This is a genomic window from Qingshengfaniella alkalisoli, assembly GCF_007855645.1.
GTDB classification, from domain to species: domain Bacteria; phylum Pseudomonadota; class Alphaproteobacteria; order Rhodobacterales; family Rhodobacteraceae; genus Qingshengfaniella; species Qingshengfaniella alkalisoli.
Window position 1 is genome coordinate 257014 of sequence record NZ_CP042265.1, and the last position, 18501, is coordinate 275514.

General features: G+C 58.0%; 20 protein-coding genes. 12 read left to right on the forward strand and 8 right to left on the reverse strand.

From position 1 onward, the window contains the following. Window position 1: 1 nt before the first annotated feature. From FPZ52_RS17690 to FPZ52_RS17720, 7 genes are read left to right on the forward strand one after another with little or no spacing between them, the layout of a single operon-like run. A complete protein-coding gene (locus FPZ52_RS17690; RefSeq protein WP_146366921.1) occupies window positions 2-1102 on the forward strand; it encodes an ABC transporter ATP-binding protein in 1101 nt (366 codons plus the stop codon). Next, complete coding sequence (locus tag FPZ52_RS17695; protein ID WP_146366922.1) at window positions 1102-2217, forward strand: mandelate racemase/muconate lactonizing enzyme family protein; 1116 nt, start codon at window positions 1102-1104, stop codon at window positions 2215-2217. Before FPZ52_RS17690 ends, FPZ52_RS17695 begins: the two co-directional genes overlap by 1 nt. Before the next feature lie 2 nt (window positions 2218-2219). Continuing rightward, window positions 2220-2549, forward strand: coding sequence for an L-rhamnose mutarotase (locus FPZ52_RS17700; protein ID WP_146366923.1), 330 nt, complete (start codon window positions 2220-2222; stop codon window positions 2547-2549). Then, window positions 2542-3609: a Gfo/Idh/MocA family protein gene (locus FPZ52_RS17705; RefSeq protein ID WP_146366924.1), complete on the forward strand. Its 1068-nt coding sequence runs from the start codon at window positions 2542-2544 to the stop codon at window positions 3607-3609. The genes FPZ52_RS17700 and FPZ52_RS17705 overlap by 8 nt, the downstream gene beginning before the upstream one ends. Then, a complete protein-coding gene (locus tag FPZ52_RS17710; protein ID WP_146366925.1) occupies window positions 3609-4061 on the forward strand; it encodes a MaoC/PaaZ C-terminal domain-containing protein in 453 nt (150 codons plus the stop codon). The genes FPZ52_RS17705 and FPZ52_RS17710 overlap by 1 nt, the downstream gene beginning before the upstream one ends. Further along, complete coding sequence (locus tag FPZ52_RS17715) at window positions 4058-4783, forward strand: SDR family oxidoreductase (protein WP_146366926.1); 726 nt, start codon at window positions 4058-4060, stop codon at window positions 4781-4783. The genes FPZ52_RS17710 and FPZ52_RS17715 overlap by 4 nt, the downstream gene beginning before the upstream one ends. An 11-nt stretch (window positions 4784-4794) precedes the next feature. After that, window positions 4795-5637, forward strand: a complete 843-nt coding sequence (locus FPZ52_RS17720) for a fumarylacetoacetate hydrolase family protein (protein ID WP_146366927.1) — start codon at window positions 4795-4797, stop codon at window positions 5635-5637. A 16-nt stretch (window positions 5638-5653) separates the two neighbouring features. Here the strand turns inward: FPZ52_RS17720 and FPZ52_RS17725 are convergent, their stop codons facing one another. Then, entirely contained in the window at window positions 5654-5917 is a 264-nt protein-coding gene (locus tag FPZ52_RS17725; RefSeq protein WP_146366928.1) for a DUF7218 family protein, read from the reverse strand. 71 nt (window positions 5918-5988) lie between these two features. Then, window positions 5989-7395, reverse strand: a complete 1407-nt coding sequence (locus FPZ52_RS17730; protein ID WP_146366929.1) for an FAD-binding oxidoreductase — start codon at window positions 7393-7395, stop codon at window positions 5989-5991. 200 nt (window positions 7396-7595) lie between these two features. Here FPZ52_RS17730 and FPZ52_RS17735 point away from each other — a divergent pair, with 200 nt between their 5' ends. Beyond that, window positions 7596-8285 (forward strand): FadR/GntR family transcriptional regulator, encoded by a 690-nt coding sequence (locus tag FPZ52_RS17735; RefSeq protein ID WP_168201413.1) that lies wholly within the window; start codon window positions 7596-7598, stop codon window positions 8283-8285. 19 nt (window positions 8286-8304) lie between these two features. On the opposite strand, the gene FPZ52_RS17740 is transcribed toward FPZ52_RS17735, so the two are convergent. The 3 genes from FPZ52_RS17740 to FPZ52_RS17750 are packed head-to-tail and all read right to left on the reverse strand — an operon-like array spanning window position 8305 to window position 11150. Continuing rightward, window positions 8305-9582, reverse strand: coding sequence for a TRAP transporter large permease (locus FPZ52_RS17740; protein WP_146366931.1), 1278 nt, complete (start codon window positions 9580-9582; stop codon window positions 8305-8307). Further along, the gene (locus tag FPZ52_RS17745) at window positions 9579-10172 is read right to left on the reverse strand and encodes a TRAP transporter small permease (protein WP_146366932.1); all 594 of its coding nucleotides are present in this window, start codon (window positions 10170-10172) and stop codon (window positions 9579-9581) included. Before FPZ52_RS17745 ends, FPZ52_RS17740 begins: the two co-directional genes overlap by 4 nt. A 9-nt stretch (window positions 10173-10181) precedes the next feature. Beyond that, on the reverse strand, window positions 10182-11150 hold the full coding sequence (locus FPZ52_RS17750; protein ID WP_146366933.1) for a sialic acid TRAP transporter substrate-binding protein SiaP: 969 nt from the start codon (window positions 11148-11150) through the stop codon (window positions 10182-10184). Between the two features lie 156 nt (window positions 11151-11306). Here FPZ52_RS17750 and FPZ52_RS17755 point away from each other — a divergent pair, with 156 nt between their 5' ends. Both FPZ52_RS17755 and FPZ52_RS17760 read left to right on the forward strand, forming a co-directional pair. After that, a complete protein-coding gene (locus FPZ52_RS17755; protein WP_146366934.1) occupies window positions 11307-12125 on the forward strand; it encodes a GntR family transcriptional regulator in 819 nt (272 codons plus the stop codon). Beyond that, window positions 12118-13173 (forward strand): Ldh family oxidoreductase, encoded by a 1056-nt coding sequence (locus FPZ52_RS17760; protein WP_146366935.1) that lies wholly within the window; start codon window positions 12118-12120, stop codon window positions 13171-13173. The genes FPZ52_RS17755 and FPZ52_RS17760 overlap by 8 nt, the downstream gene beginning before the upstream one ends. Window positions 13174-13177: 4 nt before the next feature. Here the strand turns inward: FPZ52_RS17760 and FPZ52_RS17765 are convergent, their stop codons facing one another. After that, on the reverse strand, window positions 13178-13840 hold the full coding sequence (locus FPZ52_RS17765) for a GntR family transcriptional regulator (RefSeq protein ID WP_168201414.1): 663 nt from the start codon (window positions 13838-13840) through the stop codon (window positions 13178-13180). A gap of 26 nt (window positions 13841-13866) precedes the next feature. Beyond that, window positions 13867-15384 carry a UxaA family hydrolase gene (locus tag FPZ52_RS17770; RefSeq protein ID WP_146366937.1) on the reverse strand — a complete coding sequence of 506 codons (1518 nt, stop codon included), beginning with the start codon at window positions 15382-15384 and terminating at the stop codon, window positions 13867-13869. A 138-nt stretch (window positions 15385-15522) separates the two neighbouring features. On the opposite strand from FPZ52_RS17770, the gene FPZ52_RS17775 reads away from it, so the two are divergent. Together FPZ52_RS17775 and FPZ52_RS17780 are read left to right on the forward strand one after the other, a co-directional pair. After that, entirely contained in the window at window positions 15523-16464 is a 942-nt protein-coding gene (locus tag FPZ52_RS17775) for a 2-hydroxyacid dehydrogenase (protein ID WP_146366938.1), read from the forward strand. Between the two features lie 10 nt (window positions 16465-16474). Beyond that, window positions 16475-17545, forward strand: coding sequence for a DUF475 domain-containing protein (locus tag FPZ52_RS17780; RefSeq protein WP_146366939.1), 1071 nt, complete (start codon window positions 16475-16477; stop codon window positions 17543-17545). Window positions 17546-17548: 3 nt separating this feature from the next. Here FPZ52_RS17780 and purU read toward each other — a convergent pair whose 3' ends face one another. Continuing rightward, complete coding sequence (gene purU, locus FPZ52_RS17785; RefSeq protein ID WP_146366940.1) at window positions 17549-18433, reverse strand: formyltetrahydrofolate deformylase; 885 nt, start codon at window positions 18431-18433, stop codon at window positions 17549-17551. Between the last annotated feature and the right edge of the window lie 68 nt (window positions 18434-18501).

Sequence of the window (18501 nt, forward strand, 5' to 3'; positions counted from 1 at the left end):
TATGGCTGACCTTACACTCGAGAACCTGGACAAGAACTATGGCAGCTTTCACGCGGTCAAAGGGATTGATCTGCATGTGAAAGACGGCGAGTTCGTGGCCCTTGTCGGCCCGTCCGGTTGCGGCAAGTCCACGACGCTGCGTATGATCGCGGGGCTGGAAGAAATCACCAGCGGCGATATCGTGATCGGGGACCGGGTCGTGAACGACCTACCACCGCGGTCGCGTAACATCTCGATGGTGTTCCAGTCCTACGCGCTCTACCCGCATATGACGGTGCGCGAGAACATGGGCTTCACACTGAAAATCGCGGGACGACCGGAAAAGGAAATCGCCGCCGCCGTTGCCGAAGCCGCACGAGCGCTTGATCTGGAATCATTGCTTGATCGCCGCCCGTCGCAGCTGTCGGGCGGTCAACGTCAGCGTGTCGCCATGGGGCGTGCGATCGTCCGTGACCCGGACGTGTTCCTGTTCGATGAGCCGCTATCCAATCTGGACGCGAAGCTGCGAACCCAGATGCGTACGGAAATCAAACGATTACATGCGCGTCTTCAAGCGACCGTAGTCTACGTCACTCATGATCAGGTGGAAGCCATGACGCTGGCCGACCGGATCGTCATCATGCGCGACGGTGACATCGAACAGATCGGAACGCCGGAAGAGGTATTCAAACGTCCTGCAAGCAGGTTTGTGGCGGGGTTTATCGGCTCGCCCCCCATGAATATGGCCGAGGCGACGATTCAGGACGAGACCTTGAAGTTCGCTGAGGGCGCAATCCTGCCGATTCCCACAGCGTTCCGGGGCAGGGTAACGGAGGGCCAGCGGGTCACCTTTGGGCTGCGACCGGATGATCTGTACCCGGTCGGGCATGGCTTGCACACCGGTACCGCGACCGAGGTGGAAACCGTCGCTTTGCCCGTGGCGCTGACGGAGCCGCTAGGAAACGAAACCCTGCTGTTTGTCGCCTTCGCGGGCGAGGAATGGACCGGTCGCATGCTGAACCCGCGCAATATCGGTCGTGGCGAGCAGGTGGAATTCGCGCTCGACCTGTCGCAGGCGCATCTGTTCGACGCCGAAACCGGCGCAACTCTGAGAGCTGACTGATGGCGAAGATTGAAAAAGTCGAGCTGTCGATGGTCGATCTTGTGCCAAAGGTCGAACGCAGCGACGCGATCCAGTCCTTCGTCAGTCAGGAAACGCCCATTGTCCGTATAACGGATGCGGATGGGGCGGTGGGGATCGGCTACAGCTATACCATCGGGACAGGCGGATCGTCGGTGATGCGATTGCTGGCAGACCATCTGGCCCCGCGCCTGATAGGAAAGGATGCCGAGCAAATCGAAGGCATCTGGCACGATCTGGAGTTCTCGACACACGCGACCACCATCGGGGCGATTACGTCGATTGCACTGGCGGCGATAGATACGGCGCTGTGGGACCTGCGGTGTCGAAAGGCTGATCTGCCATTGTGGAAATTGGCAGGTGGAGCGCGTGACTCCGCGCCTTGTTATACAACCGAAGGTGGCTGGCTGCACATACCGAAAGAGGCGCTTGTCGAAGATGCACTTCTGGCGAAACAGCTGGGCTTTACCGGATCGAAGGTGAAGATCGGAAAACCGACGGCGAAAGAAGATGCCATTCGGTTGGGAGCCGTTCGCGAGGCCGTCGGCGACACCTATGAAATCATGACTGACGCCAACCAGGGTTTCACGCGCGACATGGCCCTGCGGCGGGCCGAGGTGTTGCGTCCATTTGATCTGGCATGGATCGAGGAACCGCTTCCCGCCGATGACGTGGCAGGGCACGAGGCGTTGGTAAACTCGGCACGGATGCCGGTGGCGGTCGGTGAATCGCTCTATTCCATCCGCCATTTCCGCGACTACATGGCGCGGGGCGCGTGCAACATCGTGCAGGTTGACGTCGGACGAATCGGGGGGATCACACCGTGGCTGAAAGTCGCTCACGCAGCGGAAGCATTCGACATTCCCGTCTGCCCGCATTTCCTGATGGAACTGCATGTCAGCCTTGTCTGCGCGGTGCCGAACGGGCGCTATGTCGAATACATACCGCAGCTTGACGAGCTGACGAATTCGCAATTGGCAATCGAGCGTGGGCGCGCGCAGGCACCCATGCAACCGGGGATCGGTATCGACTGGGATTTCGACGCGTTATCGGGGCGTGCAGTTGAAGAGTTCAACCGGACCGTAACGGGGGATTGAACATGGAACGCAAGGGCATGGTCATCGGTGTCAACGCCGAGAAAATCGCCGAATACAAACGGCTGCACGCAGAGGTGTGGCCCGATGTGTTGAAGATGATTACGGAGTGCAACATTCGCAACTATGTTATCTATTTGCGCGAACCCGAGAACCTGTTGTTTGCCCATTTCGAATATCACGGGGCTGACTTCGAGGCTGATATGAAAAAGATGGCTGCCGATCCGGTCACACGGAAATGGTGGGATGTATGCATGCCTTGTCAGCGACCGTTCGACACCCGCAAGGACGGGGAATGGTGGGCCGAGATGGAAGAGGTCTTTTTCCATGACTGATTTCGATCCGGAAAAACTGCGGCAAAGCTGGCCGGAGCCCGCGCAGAAGCGCCCGATTGTCATCTTCGGCGCGGGATCAATCGTCAGTGACGCACATCTGCCAGCCTATGCGCGCGGGGGTTATGACGTCGCCGGAATCTATGATCCGGATTTGGACAAGGCAAAGGCGCTCGCGGCTGCGCATGATCTGCGTGTGTTTCCGTCTGCCGAAGATGCTATGGCCCATCCAGGTGCCGTTTTCGATCTGGCAACGCCGCCTGCCGCCCATGCTTTTGTCCTCGCTAGGCTACCTGAAGGCGCGGCTGTGCTGATCCAGAAGCCGATGGGCTCAGATCTTGAAGGCGCGACCGAGATCTTGCGAATTTGCCGTGAACGTAACCTGATGGCAGCCGCCAACTTCCAACTTCGCTTCGCGCCGATGATGATCGCGCTACAGGATGCCATAGATCGGGGTTGGCTGGGCGAGGTCGTGGATTTCGACGCCTGGCTTGCGCTTGCGACGCCCTGGGGACTTTGGCCGTTCCTGAAAGGGCTACCCCGTATCGAGATTGCAATGCATTCGATCCATTATCTCGACCTTGTGCGCGGCGTTCTGGGCGATCCGCTTGGTGTCCATGCCAAGACCATCGGGCATCCAAACCACGAAGTCGCGCAAACGCGCACATCCGCGATTCTGGACTATGGTGACCGTGTCCGTTGTGCGCTATCCGTTAATCATGACCATGATTTCGGGCGGACGCACCAGGCCTGCGAGTTCCGGATTTGCGGGACAGAAGGCGCGGCTTATCTTCAACTTGGCGTCAATCTCGACTACCCTCGCGGAGAGCCGGATATTCTGCAAATCAGCCCCAAGGGGGGCTCCGACTGGGTCGAGGTTCCCTTGGCCGGTTCTTGGTTCCCGGACGCATTCACAGGCCGGATGCATAATTTGCAGCGCGCCGCGGCGGGGGACGAACCGCTGGTTTCGTCCGTTGAAGATGCGTGGAAGACCATGGCGTTGGTGGAGGCAGCTTACCGGTCTTCTACGACACCCGCAACTCCGATCGAAAGCCTGCCTTGATGGAAATCACCACTTACTTTGAAGAATACGAAATCGGGGATACCCGCGAAACATTCGGGCGCACGATCACGGAAACGGATTTTGTCGTCCATGCCGGCCATACGGGCGACTTTTTTCCCCACCACATGGACCGTGAATTCATGGCGAAATCCGAATTCGGCCAGCGTATTGCGCATGGGACGATGGTGTTTGCCATTGGGGTCGGTCTGAGCGCAACGGTCATCAACCCCGCCGCCTTTTCCTATGGATATGACCGACTTCGGTTTGTACGCCCAGTGTTTATCGGCGATACAATCCACACGAAACTGACGATTGCGCGGAAACAAGACGACCCCAAACGTCCGGGATCCGGGCGAGTGTTTGAGAAAGTCGAAGTGATCAATCAAAACGACGATGTGGTGCTGGCGTGCGAGCACATCTACATCGTCGAGCGACGGGAAGAAAACGCATGAGCATACTGCAAGGCAAAACGGTTCTGATCACGGCGGCGGGGCAAGGGATTGGCTGGGCGAGCGCCTTGGCCTTCCAGGCAGCCGGCGCGACCGTATGGGCCACGGATATAAATGAGACCGCGCTTGCGGAACTCCCCGACGGGATCAACACTGCACGTCTCGATGTGCTGAGCGATGCGGATGTCACAGCTGTTACCGCGCAGATTGGGCGGGTGGATATCCTGTTCAATTGTGCGGGCGTGGTGCATGGCGGTACGGTGCTGGACATGCCTGACAGCGATCTGGACTTTGCGCTGGATCTGAACGTCAAGGCGATGATCCGCACGATCCGGGCGGTGCTGCCAGGAATGTTGGAACGTCAGGACGGCGCGATCATCAACATGTCTTCCGTCGCCAGCAGTGTGAAGGGCGTCCCCAATCGTTTCGCCTACGGTGTCTCCAAGGCGGCGGTGATCGGGCTGACAAAGGCCGTCGCGGCGGATTACGTAACCCAAGGTATCCGGTGCAACGCGATCTGCCCGGGGACGGTTCAATCGCCCTCGCTGGACGAGCGCCTTGCCGCGACGGGGGATTATGACGCCGCTCGCACTGCATTCATTGCCCGCCAGCCGATGGGCCGCCTGGGTGCGGCCGAGGAAATCGCGGATTTGGCCGTGTACCTTTCGCATGCGACCTATACCACGGGCCAGGCCTGCGCGATTGATGGCGGCTGGACTATCTAGAGGAGAGCTACATGAAACTGCTGAGATTTGGGGATGCCGGTGCGGAGCGTCCCGGCTTGCTGGACAATGACGGAAATATCCGCGATCTGTCCGGCGTGGTGGACGATATCGCGGGGGAAACGATTTCTCCGGACGGGATCGGCCGGCTGAGCGGGCTGGACATCGACACGCTGCCCATCGTGGACGGCACTCCGCGTCTCGGTCCTTGCGTGTCCGGAACGGGCAAGTTCATCTGCATCGGGCTGAACTATTCCGACCACGCCGCCGAAACGGGCGCCGAAGTTCCGGCCGAGCCGATCATCTTCATGAAGGCCACCTCTGCCATCTGCGGCCCCGATGACGATGTGCGTATCCCGCGCGGGTCCGAGAAGACCGACTGGGAAGTCGAGCTGGGCGTCGTGATCGGCAAGACGGCGAAATACGTGTCCGAGGAAGACGCGCTGGATTACGTGGCGGGCTATTGCACGATCAATGACGTGTCCGAACGCGCTTTCCAGATCGAGCATCACGGTCAGTGGACGAAGGGGAAATCGGCGGACACCTTCGGCCCGACCGGCCCGTGGCTGGTGACCAGGGACGAGATCGCCGATCCGCAGAACCTTGCCATGTGGTTGACCGTGAATGGCGAGAAGATGCAGGACGGCAATTCCAACACGATGGTGTATGGCGTTGCGCATCTGGTCAGCTATCTGAGCCGCTTCATGTCCCTGCAGCCGGGTGACATCATCTCGACGGGCACGCCCCCGGGCGTCGGCATGGGCCTGAACCCGCAGCGTTTCCTGAAGAAGGGTGACGTGATCGAGCTGGGCATCGAGGGCCTGGGATCGCAGAAGCAAACCTGCGTCGACGACTAAAACCTGCGCCCTGTGCTCAGCGTGAGCGCAGGGCGTCGATCAACTCGTCCTTGGTCATATCAGACCGCCCTTCGATACCGATCTCCTGCGCGCGTCCGTACAGTTCTTCTTTTCTCCACTCTTCATAAGGTGGCGCTTTCCCACCCTTCCTGAACGGATGCATATTTTCGTTCGCCTTTGCATTGGCGATGCGCGCGGCCTTTTCCTTGCCCATCCCGTCATCGCGCAGCGACTGGTAGAGTTCGTCGTCCTTGATCGTGGGCCCGTGGTTCTTGGCCATTGCGGCCTCCGATGTGGCAGATCACTATTTATCAACCCCATAAAGATCCGAAATGTTCCCTGTAGGCCTTTCTAATCCGGTATAACCTTGCCCGGATTCATGAGGCCCTTCGCGTCGAGCGCCTGTTTGATTAGGCGCATGACATCCAATGCTACGGGATCTTTGTAGCGGGCCAGTTCATCGCGTTTCAGCATCCCGATACCGTGCTCGGCGGAGATAGATCCGCCAAAATCGGCGACAACATCGTGTACGACACGGTTGAATTGACCCCACATCGCCAAGAACTCCGACTTGTCCATGCCCACGGGCTGGCTGATGTTGAAGTGAAGATTCCCGTCGCCCATATGTCCGAATGGGCATAGCCGGATCCCGGGTAGAAGGGTCTTGCAAGCCGCCCCCGCGACATCAATGAATTCCGCCACGCGTGAGACCGGCACAGCGATATCGTGTTTGATCGAGCCACCTTCAAGTTTCTGTTTCTCGGACATGTATTCTCGAAGCGCCCAGAGGGCGGCCGATTGGGTTTCGCTGGCGGCAACTGTCGCGTCTTGCACCAGGTCACGCTCGAAGGCGTCCGCGAGAATGCCTTCCAATCTATCTGCTAGGTTCAGCTCCGAATCCGGTGTGGTAAGCTCGATCAGGACATAGGACTGATGCGTGTCTCGCAGTGGATCGCGGGTGCCGTCTGCGTGTTTCAGCACGATGTCCAACCCGAAGCGTGGCAGGTATTCGAATGCAGTCAGATTGTCGGAAAGGCTGCACCTCAGCAGGTCATAAAGGGCAAGCGCGTCATGTGCCGATTTGCAGCCCGCGAAGGCCGTGACCTTTTTGCGTGGAAGAGGGAACAGCTTAAGCGTTGCGGCGGTGATGATGCCCAACGTCCCCTCCGCGCCGATGAACAGATCACGCAAATCATAACCGGTGTTGTTCTTACGCAGCCCTGACAAGTCAGTCAGGATACGACCATCGGGCAGCACGACTTGCAGACCCAAGGCAAGTTCCCGCGCATTGCCGTATCGCAGAACGTTTACGCCGCCGGCATTCGTGGACAGGTTTCCGCCTATCTGGCAACTGCCTTCGGACGCGAGCGACAGGGGAAACAGCCGGTCAGCATCGCGCGCGGCTTGTTGCACATCGTGCAAAGTGCAGCCCGCCTCGACGGTCATGGTTGAATTCACGGCATCCAAAGACTGGATCTGGTTCATCCGACCCATCGCGATGATGATGGCCCGAGAGGCAATTGCGCCGCCAACCAGCCCAGTATGCCCGCCTTGTGGTACGATAGATACGTTGGCTTTGATAGCCTGCCTGACAACGAAGCTGACCTCGTCGACCGTCTCGGGAAACACGACCGCGAACGCTTCACCTTTGAACAGACCGCGATCCTCGGTCAAATGCTGGATCATCGCCTCCGGGTCGATGATCACCCGTCGAGCACCAAGGCGGTCAGTAAGTGCATTGATCAACTCAGTTGGCATGGGCGGTGGCTCCGATTGGCATGAAGAACGACATAGAGGATCGCGCGCTCCGGTGTAAACCTGCTTGACCTTATGGCACGGGAGAGGCAGGAGCGGCGTCCAAAAACTGAACCTAAGGCAAGTGAGCGCGTTATGCTGACGATCAAGCAAGGGAGGCTACTATGAGCCAGCTAGGGCGGTCCACCTTCAAACGTGGCACATTGGCGGAAGAGCTCTATCTGCGTGTCCTGGAGCTGATTGTAGCGGGAAAATTTTCCGTCGGTGACAAGCTGCCGTCCGAGAACGAGATCAGCAAGACCTTTGGTGGTTCGCGCCCGGTAATCCGGATTGCCCTGACGCGCCTGCGTGAAGAGGGCGTGATTACCGCCCGACAGGGTGTCGGCTATTTTGTAACGAACAGGCCCTCGGCTGACTTGACTGCCGTTGTTCACAGCGACTGGGACGAGTTATCCCATATCAACGAAGTACGGCAGGCGATCGAGCCAGTTGTTGCTCGTTGCGCGGCAGAGCGCGGCAAGAGGACTCAGCTGGACTTTGTAAGTCGCGCGCTGGATGTCTTGCGCGAACGCATCGAAGATGGTGAGGCAGGGTCGGATGCTGACTACGCTTTTCATCTTTCTATTGCTCAGGCCAGTGAAAACGATCTGTTTGTCTCAGTTCTGCGGTCGATGAGAGGGCAGCTTTTGAGCAGTATCGTCACGACGAATAACGATGTGTTCGAACTGAAGCGTGAATATGCCGACGCAATCATTCAGGAACACCGCGACATCCATGATGCAATTCTAGCAGGGAACGGTCAGGCAGCGGAAGTGTTCATGAAATACCACCTAATGAATGCGTTTCGACGGATCAGAAACCTCCAAGGCAAAACGCCCGTGACCGGCCCTTGAGGGCCGATCAGTCGTCGTCCTAGCGATAAATCGCGACCGGCACCCACATTGATAGCGCGGGGATAAAGGTCAGCAACAGCAATACTGCGACCAAGGGCACCAGGAACGGGGCAGTAGCAAGAACACAGCGCTCGAATGGCACTCCGGAAACCTTGGACAATACGTATAGGACCATGCCCACTGGCGGCGTCAACAGACCTATCATGAGGTTCAGGATCAGGATGATGCCGAAGTGAACCGGGTCGATCCCGATCTGGACGGCTACCGGGAGCAGCACTGGCGTCAGGATCGTAATCGCCGCAATGGTTTCCATGAAACACCCGACGATCAGGACGATCAGCATGATGATCAGAAGGATTGCGACCTTGTTCTCGGTCAGGCCCAGAAGTTCGGAAGCGAACATCTGCGCGACCTGATTGGCGGTCAGGATCCATGCAAAAATGGCGGATGCGGCGACGATCATCATGATCGAGGCTGTTGTCTCGACCGTATCCATCGACACCCGCAGGATGCGCTTCCAATCAAGCGTGCGATAAACGACCAGCCCCAGAAACATGGAATAGGCAACGGCGGCAATCGCAGCCTCGGTCGGGGTGAACCAACCTGTCAGAATGCCGCCCACGATGATGATCGGCGTGAACAACGGCAGGATCGCGGCACCGAAGGCTTGCAGGAAAGGTTTGAACTGAAATCGTTCGTCGCGCGGGTAGTTACGCATCTTGGCATAGACCGCCACCATGACCATCAGCGACATCGCCATCAACAGACCGGGGATCAGACCCGCGGCGAACAACTGCCCGATGGAGGTGTCGGCGATGACCCCGTAGACCACCAGCGGCAGGGACGGCGGAATGATCGGGCCAATGGTAGAACTGGCAGCCGTGATCCCGACAGAGAAATCGGAGTCGTAGCCCGCTTCGCGCATGGCCTTGATTTCGATGTTTCCAAGCCCGCCCGCATCGGCGACAGCCGCGCCTGACATGCCCGCAAAGATAACGCTGGCACCGACATTGACGTGGCCTAACCCGCCATACATCCAACCCACGGCGGCACGGGCGAAATTGAAGATTTTGGTGGTGATGCCCGCGGTATTCATCAGATGCCCGGCCATGATGAAGAAGGGCACCGCGATCAGCGGGAAGGAATTGATGCCGTTGACCATGTTGTGCAGCACGACGACGCTTGGCATGCCTTCGAGCATGATGAAGATCAGCGAAGACAGCCCCAGCGCAACCGCGACCGGTGCGCCTGCCACAAGCAACAGGAACAGGATGAGAAACAGAAGGGCGAGGCTCATGTCTGTGGGCCGCTTTCGTGTAAGTCGTGCAGGGAATGTTCTTCGAGTTCGCGGATGACGTCGTCAGGATCCTGGCGGATTTTGCGCAGCAGCCAATAGATGCAGAACAGGGTCATTACCCCAAGGCTTGCCGCGACTGACCAATAGACAAGGCTCTTTGGGATTTCTGCAGATGCCATCTTGGTTTTGGTCTTTTGCGCCAGCAATACCGCCTGCCAGGCCAGATAACCCCAGAATACCGTCGAAACAAACTCCATCGCGACGGACATCCATTTGCCTGCGACGGGTGAAAGATAGCGGTAAAAGAACTCCAGAAAGATGTGCGTGCCTTTGCGCGTCACCGAAATCGCGCCCAGAAACGCCACGAGGATCAGGACGTAACGCGCGATTTCTTCGGTCCAGGCGAGGCTGTCGTTAAGAACATAGCGCGTGAAGAATTGCAGGAAGACGATAATCGCCAACCCCCAAAGGGCGATCAGCCCGGGCAGGTCCCAGATCCGAAAGTCGGAAATGTCGACCCCTTCATCTGCAAAGGTGATGTCAGGGCGCGCATCTCCGGCGCGCCCCTCATCGGTGGTATGTCCAGCCATTCAGCTGTCTCAGAGATCTTGCAGGCGTTCGTAGTGCTCCATCGTGTAGGGCACGCCGTCACCGGTCAGCAGGGGCTCGACAGCGGCCTGGAAAGGCGCACGGTCGACTTCGTTCACATTGATGCCTTCATCGCGGAACCACTGGATCAGATCCGTTTCGGATTGGTAGATTTCTTCCGAGATCTTGGTGGAGGCCTCAGACAGCACCTCGCGCAGCGCCGCCTCGTCATCGCCGACCTGAGCCAACGCGTTGTCGGACGCGATGATCAACAGCGAGTTCAGGATGTGGCCGGTCAGGTTGATGTCCGACTGCACCTCGTAGAACTTCTTGAACTGGATGGTCGGCAGCGGGTTTTCCTGCGCGTCGACAACCCCTTGCTGCAGCGCAAGGTAGACCTCCGAGAAGGCCATCGGCGTCGGGTTGGCACCTACGGCATTGGGGAACATCAGCATCAGGGGCGAGTTCGGAACGCGGATCTTCAGCCCTTCCATGTCGGATGGTTCGAGGATCGGCTTGTTCGATGTCACGTGGCGCTGGCCGTAATAGACCAGATCGATCACCTGATTGCCCGTCGCATCGTGATAGCCATCCGACAGTTCGGCGAACAGGTCACTGTCGCGATAGGTTTGCCAATGATCATAGCCACGCATGATGAACGGATAGTCCGAAATCGCGATGGGGCCGTAATAGCGTTCCACGAAGCTTGGGCCGGTATAGATGATATCTACCGCGCCAATGCCGAGGCCTTCGTTGATTTCGACTTCCTTACCCAAGGATGAAGCCGGAAAAACCTTGATCTCTACACGCCCATCGGTGCGGTTGCTTATCTCTTCCGCAGCCCATTCGGCATATTTGTGGTAGCTTGATCCAATTTCATAGACATGCGCCCATTTCAGTTCAGCGGCATAGGCCGAAGTGGACATGCCAAGAGCTATACAGCCCGCAGCGATCGCGGACGCGACATTTTTAAACTTCATTTTTTCCTCCCAAGACAACCCGCTAGGGGTGTTCGCTTGCTCCGGGGAATCTTGACAGATGCCAGAGCTTGCCCGTTAACTGAAATACAAGTTAATGCGCAGGTCAAGAAACTTTTCGCTGCGTCAGAGAGTTTCGGGGCAAAGGAGGCAAGCGGAATGCCACAAAACAAGGGCGAGGTGACTTCGAGACCCCGCAAGCGCAGGGCGCCAAACACGGCGCCGACCGGTCCGGCACAATTTCTGACGCGTGGAGGATCGACATATTCCGAGATAATCTATCGCAAGTTGCGACATGCGATTGTTTCAATGGAAATGACACCGGGGACGCCAATCCTCGAACGTGAAATCGCGTCGGAAGAAGGTGTATCGCGTACGCCGATCCGTGACGCTGTTCTACGCCTCGCTGAAGAACAACTTGTCGAAATCGTTCCCAAATCCGGTACGTTCGTCGGCAGGATTCCCATGTCCGCGTTGCCTGAGGCGTTGATTGCACGGCGGGCATTGGAAGATGTTACCGTGCGGCGTGCAACCGAACTCGCTGCGCAGAACCAACTCGAAGACCTGGACGCGCTGATTGTACAGCAGGCAAAGGCGATAGCGCGTGAAGACGAGAATGCCTTTCACGAAGCCGACGAGTTGTTTCATATTCGCATCGCGGAGATTTCGCGCCTGCCGGGGATCTGGCGCCTGATCGCGTCGGTAAAGGTTCAAGTCGATCGGTATCGCCGCCTAACGCTACCGGTATCAGGTCGAATGGCGACAGCTATGGAAGAACATGACGCGGTGCTAAGGGCTATGCGCGCGAAAGATATTGATCGCGCGGCCAGCGCCATGTCCAAGCATCTGAGTGGGCTCCAGATTGATTTTCCCAAAGTAAGAGATATGTTTTCCGACCACTTCATCCATGATCTGGATCTGTCCGAAGACTGGCTGGACGCAGTCGCATTGCAGCCGGGAGAGAAAGCGGATGAATGATCTGGTTTTGGTCAACGCGGACCATCTGAAAGATTTCTGTGAAGCCGTGTTTACCCGTGCAGGCGCGGACATCGAGACGGCAACGGATGCGACCCGTGCGATGATGCATGCCTCGATCCACGCGGTGGAAAGCCACGGTGTGCGACTGCTGCCTCACTACATTACGGCGATCAGGGGTGGACGGGTCAACGGCCAGCCGAAGATGGAATTCACACGCGTCAAGGCTGGCAGCGGTTTACTTGATGGTGATCATGGTCACGGGGCGCACGTCGCTTACGTCGCCACAGATCATGCGATCGAGATGGCGCGTGATGCAGGGATTGCGGCGGTCGGTATCCGGAACTCATCCCATTTCGGCCCCGCAGGAGCCTTCACCCTGCACGCTGCGCAGCAAGGGTTCATCGCACTCGCCACATGCAATTCCGACAGTTTCGTGCGGCTGCATGACGGGGCTACACGGTTTCACGGAACAAATCCGATCTCGGTGGCGGCGCCAAGCGGAGGCGACGATCCATGGCTTTTGGATATGGCGACCAGTGCTGTGCCCTATAACCGCGTGCAGCTTTACAAGAGCCTTGGGCAGGAGCTGCCTGAGTTGGTCGCGTCAGATGCTGACGGGTTGAACACGCATGATCCCGCGGCCGCTGAAATGTTGGTGCCGCTAGGCGGTGAGTTCGGGTTTAAGGGCGCGGGGTTGGGTGGTGTTGCCGAGATACTTTCGGCAGCCCTGACAGGCATGCGGTTCAGCCCGGAGATCGCGCCGATGCCTGGCCCCGACTTTTCGACCCAGCGCGAAATGGGGGCATTCATTCTGGTGATCGACCCGGATGGTTTCGTCGGTCGGGCGCTGTTCGAAGGCGGTATGCGCCGGTATCTGGAGCAACTCAGGCAGTCGCCCGCCCGTGACGGGATGCGGGTGATGGCTCCGGGGGATCGCGAATGGGTGCGGGCGAAGGAGCGGCGAACACATGGCATGCCGCTTGATCCGGTTACCCTGACGGAGTTCGAAGATCTCGCGCAGGATTTCGGCGTCGAACTACCATTCTAACGCGTCAGCCCAAGGCGCGCTTGCCAGAGGGGTCCGTGTTCACCTGAGCGAATGCCTGAAGCAGATCGGCTACTTCGGTCAAATGGCTGCGCATCAGCTTTGCGGACTTCGCACCCTTACTGCTGGAAATAGCTTCGAATATCCCTTCATGCGCCGCGAGCGTTCGGGCGGGCTGGCCGGGGTTGGGCAACAACGCCCGGCGGGCACGATCCAGATTGGCCTGTGCTTGCCTTAGCATGGATTGCGCCATCTCGGACGCGGAAAATTCCGTGATAATCCGGTGAAACTCGACATCCAGTTCGTAAAAGCCGGTGACGTCGCCTGCATCTGCGGCAACCCTTTGATAGCGCAGGTTTCTTTCCAGCGCCTCGGTCGGGCGCTCGTTCGCCTCCGCGAACCGCGCCGCACATTCGGCTTCAAGTGCCGTACGGATCATGAACCAATCGGCGATTGCCGTTGCATCCAGCTGAGATACGAATGATCCGTGCTGAGGAACAATTTCGACCAAGCCCTCAAAGGCCAACCTGTCCACCGCGCCGGATATCGGCTGACGTGATGCATTCAGTTTCTCGGCCAACTCCCCCTTGCTGATCGCAGCGCCCGGAGGCAAATCGCCGCTCAGGATCATTTCCCGCAAAGCGGTGTAGACCAGATCCGTTTTTGTCACGCCCATTCCGCGCCTTTCAAATTGTCTTACATCACAGCACCGATCTGCCACGGCACAAATTCAGCTCCGCCGAAACCGAGTTGTTCGCTCTTGGTGCGTTCGCCCGACGCGACGCGGATCATCATCTCGAAAATTTCTTCGCCTTTTTGTTCGAGGCTGACGCCATCGGTCACGATATCGCCGCAGTTGATGTCCATGTCCTCGGACATACGAGCATACATTTCACTGTTTGTCGCCAATTTGATGCCCGGCGTCGGCTTGTATCCCGACACCGACCCGCGACCCGTCGTGAAGATGATCAGGTTCGCACCGCTGGCGATCTGGCCGGTGACAGAGCACGGGTCGTATCCAGGACTGTCCATATAGACGAAGCCTTTGCGATCGACGGGTTCCGCGAATTTATAAAAGCCGGCTAGCGGCGCCGTACCGCTTTTGGCGACAGCCCCGAGGGACTTTTCCAGGATGGTCGTCAATCCGCCGCGCTTGTTGCCGGGCGAGGGGTTGTTGTCCATCTCCCCGCCGCGCGTCGCGGTGTAGTCTTCCCACCAAGCGATCCGCGCGATCAGGTCTTCAGCGACCTGGGAAGCCACCGCGCGCCGCGTCAGAAGGTGCTCCGCGCCATAGATTTCAGGGGTCTCCGACAGGATTGTCGAGCCGCCACGCCGCACCAGAAGGTCGGAAGCATAGCCAAGCGCCGGGTTTGCGGTAATCCCGGAATAACCATCGGACCCACCGCATTGCATGCCAACGGTAATCTCGGAGACGGGGATCGGTTCGCGCGTGGCCTTGTTCGCGATCTCGCCCATCTCGCGCAGAACCTTCAGGCCTTCCTCGATGGTGCGGCGGGTTCCGCCTGTCTGCTGGATGGTCATATAGCGGAAATTGTTGTCATCGCGCAGCCGACCAGCGCCGACCAGCGCCGGAATCTGCATAACCTCGCAGCCCAGTCCGACCAACAGCACGCCACCGAAATTCGGGTGCCGCGCGTAGCCTGAAATCGTGCGGAAAAGGGTGTCGTACCCTTCATCCGTACCCGACATACCACAACCACCGCTATGGGCGATGGGTACGACACCATCGATATTTTCCATCCGTTGGAACCAGTCCGATTTCTCAACGGCTTCCGCGATGAACCTCGCGACGCTACCCGAGCAGTTCACTGTCGTAACAATGCCCAGATAGTTTCGCGTACCGGCTTTTCCGTCGCTGCGCCGGTAGCCCATGAAGGTGCGGCCATCTTCGATTGCGGGCAGCGGAGAATTCGCTTGCGCGATGGCGTAGTCGCGGGAGTGTTCACCCATCCCCATGTTGTGTGAATGGATGTGATCCCCTGCCTTGATGTCTTTCGTCGCTTGCCCGATGATCTGACCATAGCGATGGATCTTCTCTCCCGCCAGCACATCACGAAGCGCGATCTTGTGGCCGCGATTGATCGCTCCCGTCGTTGTGATGCCGTGGTCGGGCAGTTGAATGCCTGCGGGCAAGTCTTCGAGCGCGATCGCTACGGTGTCATCGGGGTGAAGAAGGATCGTCTTGCTTGTCATCTTGGTCTCCTGACGGGCTGGCCTTAGCTAGCATGTTAGCATTGCAACCGTCCAGCCCTTCCATCCTTTGACAAGTCGTTTTACAGCTTGTTGCAACTTGACCGCTACTCGATGGCGAAAAATGGGAGATCACCTAAAATGAAGCCCGATGTTCTGGTGTTGCAGGAAATCCGTCCGGATCAGATGAAACAGCTTGAAGCGGCCTACACGCTTCACCGCTATGATCAGGTTGGTGATCCCGACGCGCTTCTGGCTGAAGTGGGCGACAAGATCGAAGCGGTCGTAACATCGGGCGGTTCGGGCATCACGCGTGCGCAGATCGAGCGGATGCCGAATTTGAAGATCGCGTCCCTGTCCAGTGTGGGCTACGACACCGTCGATCTGGCGGCCTGCAATGATCATGGCGTGACAGTCACGAATACGCCCGACGTACTGAACGACGATGTGGCGGACACCGCAATCATGCTGTTGCTGGCCGTGCAGCGCGGGTTGGTCAAGGGCGATGCCTATGCTCGCTCCGGAGAGTGGGCCAAGTCGGGACCGATGCCGTTGCTGCGGTCGACACGTGGCAAGAAACTTGGAGTTGTTGGTCTTGGTCGCATCGGCAAGGCAATCGCGGAACGCGCTACGCCCTTTGGGCTGAACATCGTCTATCACGGTCGGAACAAGCAGGACGCAGTGGATTATCCCTACTACGCGGACCTGAAGGAAATGGCGCAAGACGTGGATATCATGATTGTCATCACGGCTGGCGGAGAAGGTACACGAGGTCTCATCTCCAAAGACGTGATCGAAGCCTTGGGACCGGATGGGGCGCTCATAAATGTCTCGCGCGGAACGGTCGTTGACGAACCTGCGATGATCGAGGCCCTGCAATCAGGTAAGCTTGGCGCGGCTGGTCTCGACGTATTCCTGAATGAACCTGACATTGATCCGGCCTTCGCCGCGCTCGAAAACGTAACACTTTATCCGCATCACGCGTCGGGCACTATTGAAACTCGCGCTGCGATGTCCCAACTCGTGGTGGATAATCTGGCGGCGCATTTTGCGGGCAAACCCCTGCTGACGCCGGTCAACTGAACTGCAACGGATGGTGAACAAGGCTCACATGAAAACGGCATATGGTTACTTCAAATGGGCCTTCATCGTTACATTTCTGGGGCTGATTCTATCCTTCTGGCTGGGCTGGTCTTATTCGGGAACAATGGCCGGGGCGTTGTCCTTCCTGTTGATTGGGACGGTCCTGGCCGTCCTTGAAATATCGCTGTCCTTCGATAACGCCATCGTCAATGCCAACAAGTTGAAGGAAATGACGCCCATTTGGCGTCAGCGCTTTCTGACCTGGGGCATCCTGATCGCGGTGTTCGGGATGAGGATCGTTTTCCCGCTGGCTATCGTGGCCATCGCTGCAAAGATAGGGCCGTGGTCCGCCATTTCGCTGGCGGCAACACAGCCTCAGGAATATGCCCGCATCATCAATGAGGCACATCTGTCTATTGCCGCCTTCGGCGGCACCTTTCTGATGATGGTGGGGCTGACCTATTTCATCGACGAGCACAAGGAGATCGACTGGCTATGCTCGGTCGAACGCCGGTTGCGCAGTTGCGCCTCAATCCGCGGGTTGGAAATCGCCCTCGTGCTAATGATCGTCATGGGGTTTGCCTCGGCTCTGCCGTCACCGGATGACAGGACGTTCCTGTTCGCCGCCCTTTGGGGTCTGTTGACGTTCACTGCTGTCGACACGCTCGGCCATATACTCGATGCACAGCAGCAGACGAACGCGGCCGTTCGAGCAGGCGGGCTCGGTGCGTTCCTTTACCTAGAGGTACTTGATGCAAGCTTCAGCTTCGACGGCGTGATCGGCGCGTTTGCCCTGACCAAGAACCTGTTCCTGATCGCTATCGGGCTCGGTATCGGGGCGATGTATGTGCGGTCCATGACGATCATGCTGGTCGAAAAGCAGACGTTGTCACAGTTCCGCTATCTCGAACACGGCGCGTTCTATTCGATCCTTGCGCTGTCGATCATCATGTTTGCCCAGTCAATGTGGCATATTCCCGAAGTCATCACGGGACTTCTGGGCGCAGGCTTGATCGGTCTGTCGCTCTACTCGTCCATTCGCTACAACAAGATGCGCGAGCGGGAAGGGGTAAAGGTCTAAGGCTTACCCCATCCGCTCTGACGCGAAGCTGTTCGGGCTTGCGGGAAACACGACGGTTTTTGACCCGTTGACGAAGGAGCGGTGATGGATATGCGCGTGCACGGCGCGTGCCAGCACCTGACTTTCGACATCCCGCCCGAGCGAGACGTAGTCCGACGCGCTTTGGGCATGGGTGACGCGGACGATGTCCTGCTCGATGATCGGGCCTTCATCCAGATCGGCGGTCACGTAATGCGCCGTCGCACCGATGAGTTTCACACCGCGCTCATAAGCCTGCTTGTAGGGGTTCGCACCCTTGAAGGACGGCAGGAACGAATGGTGGATGTTGATAATGCGACCTGACATTTCCTGACACATCCGATCCGACAGAATCTGCATGTAGCGCGCTAATACGACCAACTCCGCGCCGCTTTCACGTATCACTTCCATCTGCTTGGCTTCGGCCTCGGCCTTGTTGTCTTTCGTGACCTTGATGTAATGAAACGGGATGTCGTGATTTACGACAACCTTCTGGTAATCCAAGTGGTTCGAAATCACGCCCACGATATCCACCGGCAAGCCGCCGATCCGCCAGCGATAGAGAAGATCGTTCAGGCAGTGCCCGAAGCGCGACACCATGATCATGACCTTCACCTTCTCGGCCGCGTCGAAAAAACTGAAACGCATGTTAAAAGGGGCGGCGGCTTCGGCGAACGCGGATTCGATGGTTTCAATCGGGGTGCCAGTTTCCGGAACGAAACTGACGCGCATGAAGAAACGACCTGTTTCCTGATCGTCGAATTGTGCACTGTCGGTAATGTTGCAGCCCTGTCCGGCAAGACAACCCGAGATCGCCGCGACCACTCCGCGCGTCGATTTACACTGCACCGTCAGCACATATGCCGTCATTGGGTTCCCTTTCGTTCTCGAACAGCACGCTTTGTCTGCGGATCGCCATACACCGATGCAGCGGGGGG

What these genes read in the sequence shown, in the direction of transcription:
- FPZ52_RS17690 (WP_146366921.1), top strand. Translation starts at nt 2, where the DNA reads ATGGCTGACCTTACACTCGAGAACCTGGACAAGAACTATGGCAGCTTT.
- FPZ52_RS17695 (WP_146366922.1), top strand. Translation starts at nt 1,102, where the DNA reads ATGGCGAAGATTGAAAAAGTCGAGCTGTCGATGGTCGATCTTGTGCCA.
- FPZ52_RS17700 (WP_146366923.1), top strand. Translation starts at nt 2,220, where the DNA reads ATGGAACGCAAGGGCATGGTCATCGGTGTCAACGCCGAGAAAATCGCC.
- FPZ52_RS17705 (WP_146366924.1), top strand. Translation starts at nt 2,542, where the DNA reads ATGACTGATTTCGATCCGGAAAAACTGCGGCAAAGCTGGCCGGAGCCC.
- FPZ52_RS17710 (WP_146366925.1), top strand. Translation starts at nt 3,609, where the DNA reads ATGGAAATCACCACTTACTTTGAAGAATACGAAATCGGGGATACCCGC.
- FPZ52_RS17715 (WP_146366926.1), top strand. Translation starts at nt 4,058, where the DNA reads ATGAGCATACTGCAAGGCAAAACGGTTCTGATCACGGCGGCGGGGCAA.
- FPZ52_RS17720 (WP_146366927.1), top strand. Translation starts at nt 4,795, where the DNA reads ATGAAACTGCTGAGATTTGGGGATGCCGGTGCGGAGCGTCCCGGCTTG.
- FPZ52_RS17725 (WP_146366928.1), bottom strand. Translation starts at nt 5,917, where the DNA reads ATGGCCAAGAACCACGGGCCCACGATCAAGGACGACGAACTCTACCAG.
- FPZ52_RS17730 (WP_146366929.1), bottom strand. Translation starts at nt 7,395, where the DNA reads ATGCCAACTGAGTTGATCAATGCACTTACTGACCGCCTTGGTGCTCGA.
- FPZ52_RS17740 (WP_146366931.1), bottom strand. Translation starts at nt 9,582, where the DNA reads ATGAGCCTCGCCCTTCTGTTTCTCATCCTGTTCCTGTTGCTTGTGGCA.
- FPZ52_RS17745 (WP_146366932.1), bottom strand. Translation starts at nt 10,172, where the DNA reads ATGGCTGGACATACCACCGATGAGGGGCGCGCCGGAGATGCGCGCCCT.
- FPZ52_RS17750 (WP_146366933.1), bottom strand. Translation starts at nt 11,150, where the DNA reads ATGAAGTTTAAAAATGTCGCGTCCGCGATCGCTGCGGGCTGTATAGCT.
- FPZ52_RS17755 (WP_146366934.1), top strand. Translation starts at nt 11,307, where the DNA reads ATGCCACAAAACAAGGGCGAGGTGACTTCGAGACCCCGCAAGCGCAGG.
- FPZ52_RS17760 (WP_146366935.1), top strand. Translation starts at nt 12,118, where the DNA reads ATGAATGATCTGGTTTTGGTCAACGCGGACCATCTGAAAGATTTCTGT.
- FPZ52_RS17770 (WP_146366937.1), bottom strand. Translation starts at nt 15,384, where the DNA reads ATGACAAGCAAGACGATCCTTCTTCACCCCGATGACACCGTAGCGATC.
- FPZ52_RS17775 (WP_146366938.1), top strand. Translation starts at nt 15,523, where the DNA reads ATGAAGCCCGATGTTCTGGTGTTGCAGGAAATCCGTCCGGATCAGATG.
- FPZ52_RS17780 (WP_146366939.1), top strand. Translation starts at nt 16,475, where the DNA reads ATGGTGAACAAGGCTCACATGAAAACGGCATATGGTTACTTCAAATGG.
- purU (WP_146366940.1), bottom strand. Translation starts at nt 18,433, where the DNA reads ATGACGGCATATGTGCTGACGGTGCAGTGTAAATCGACGCGCGGAGTG.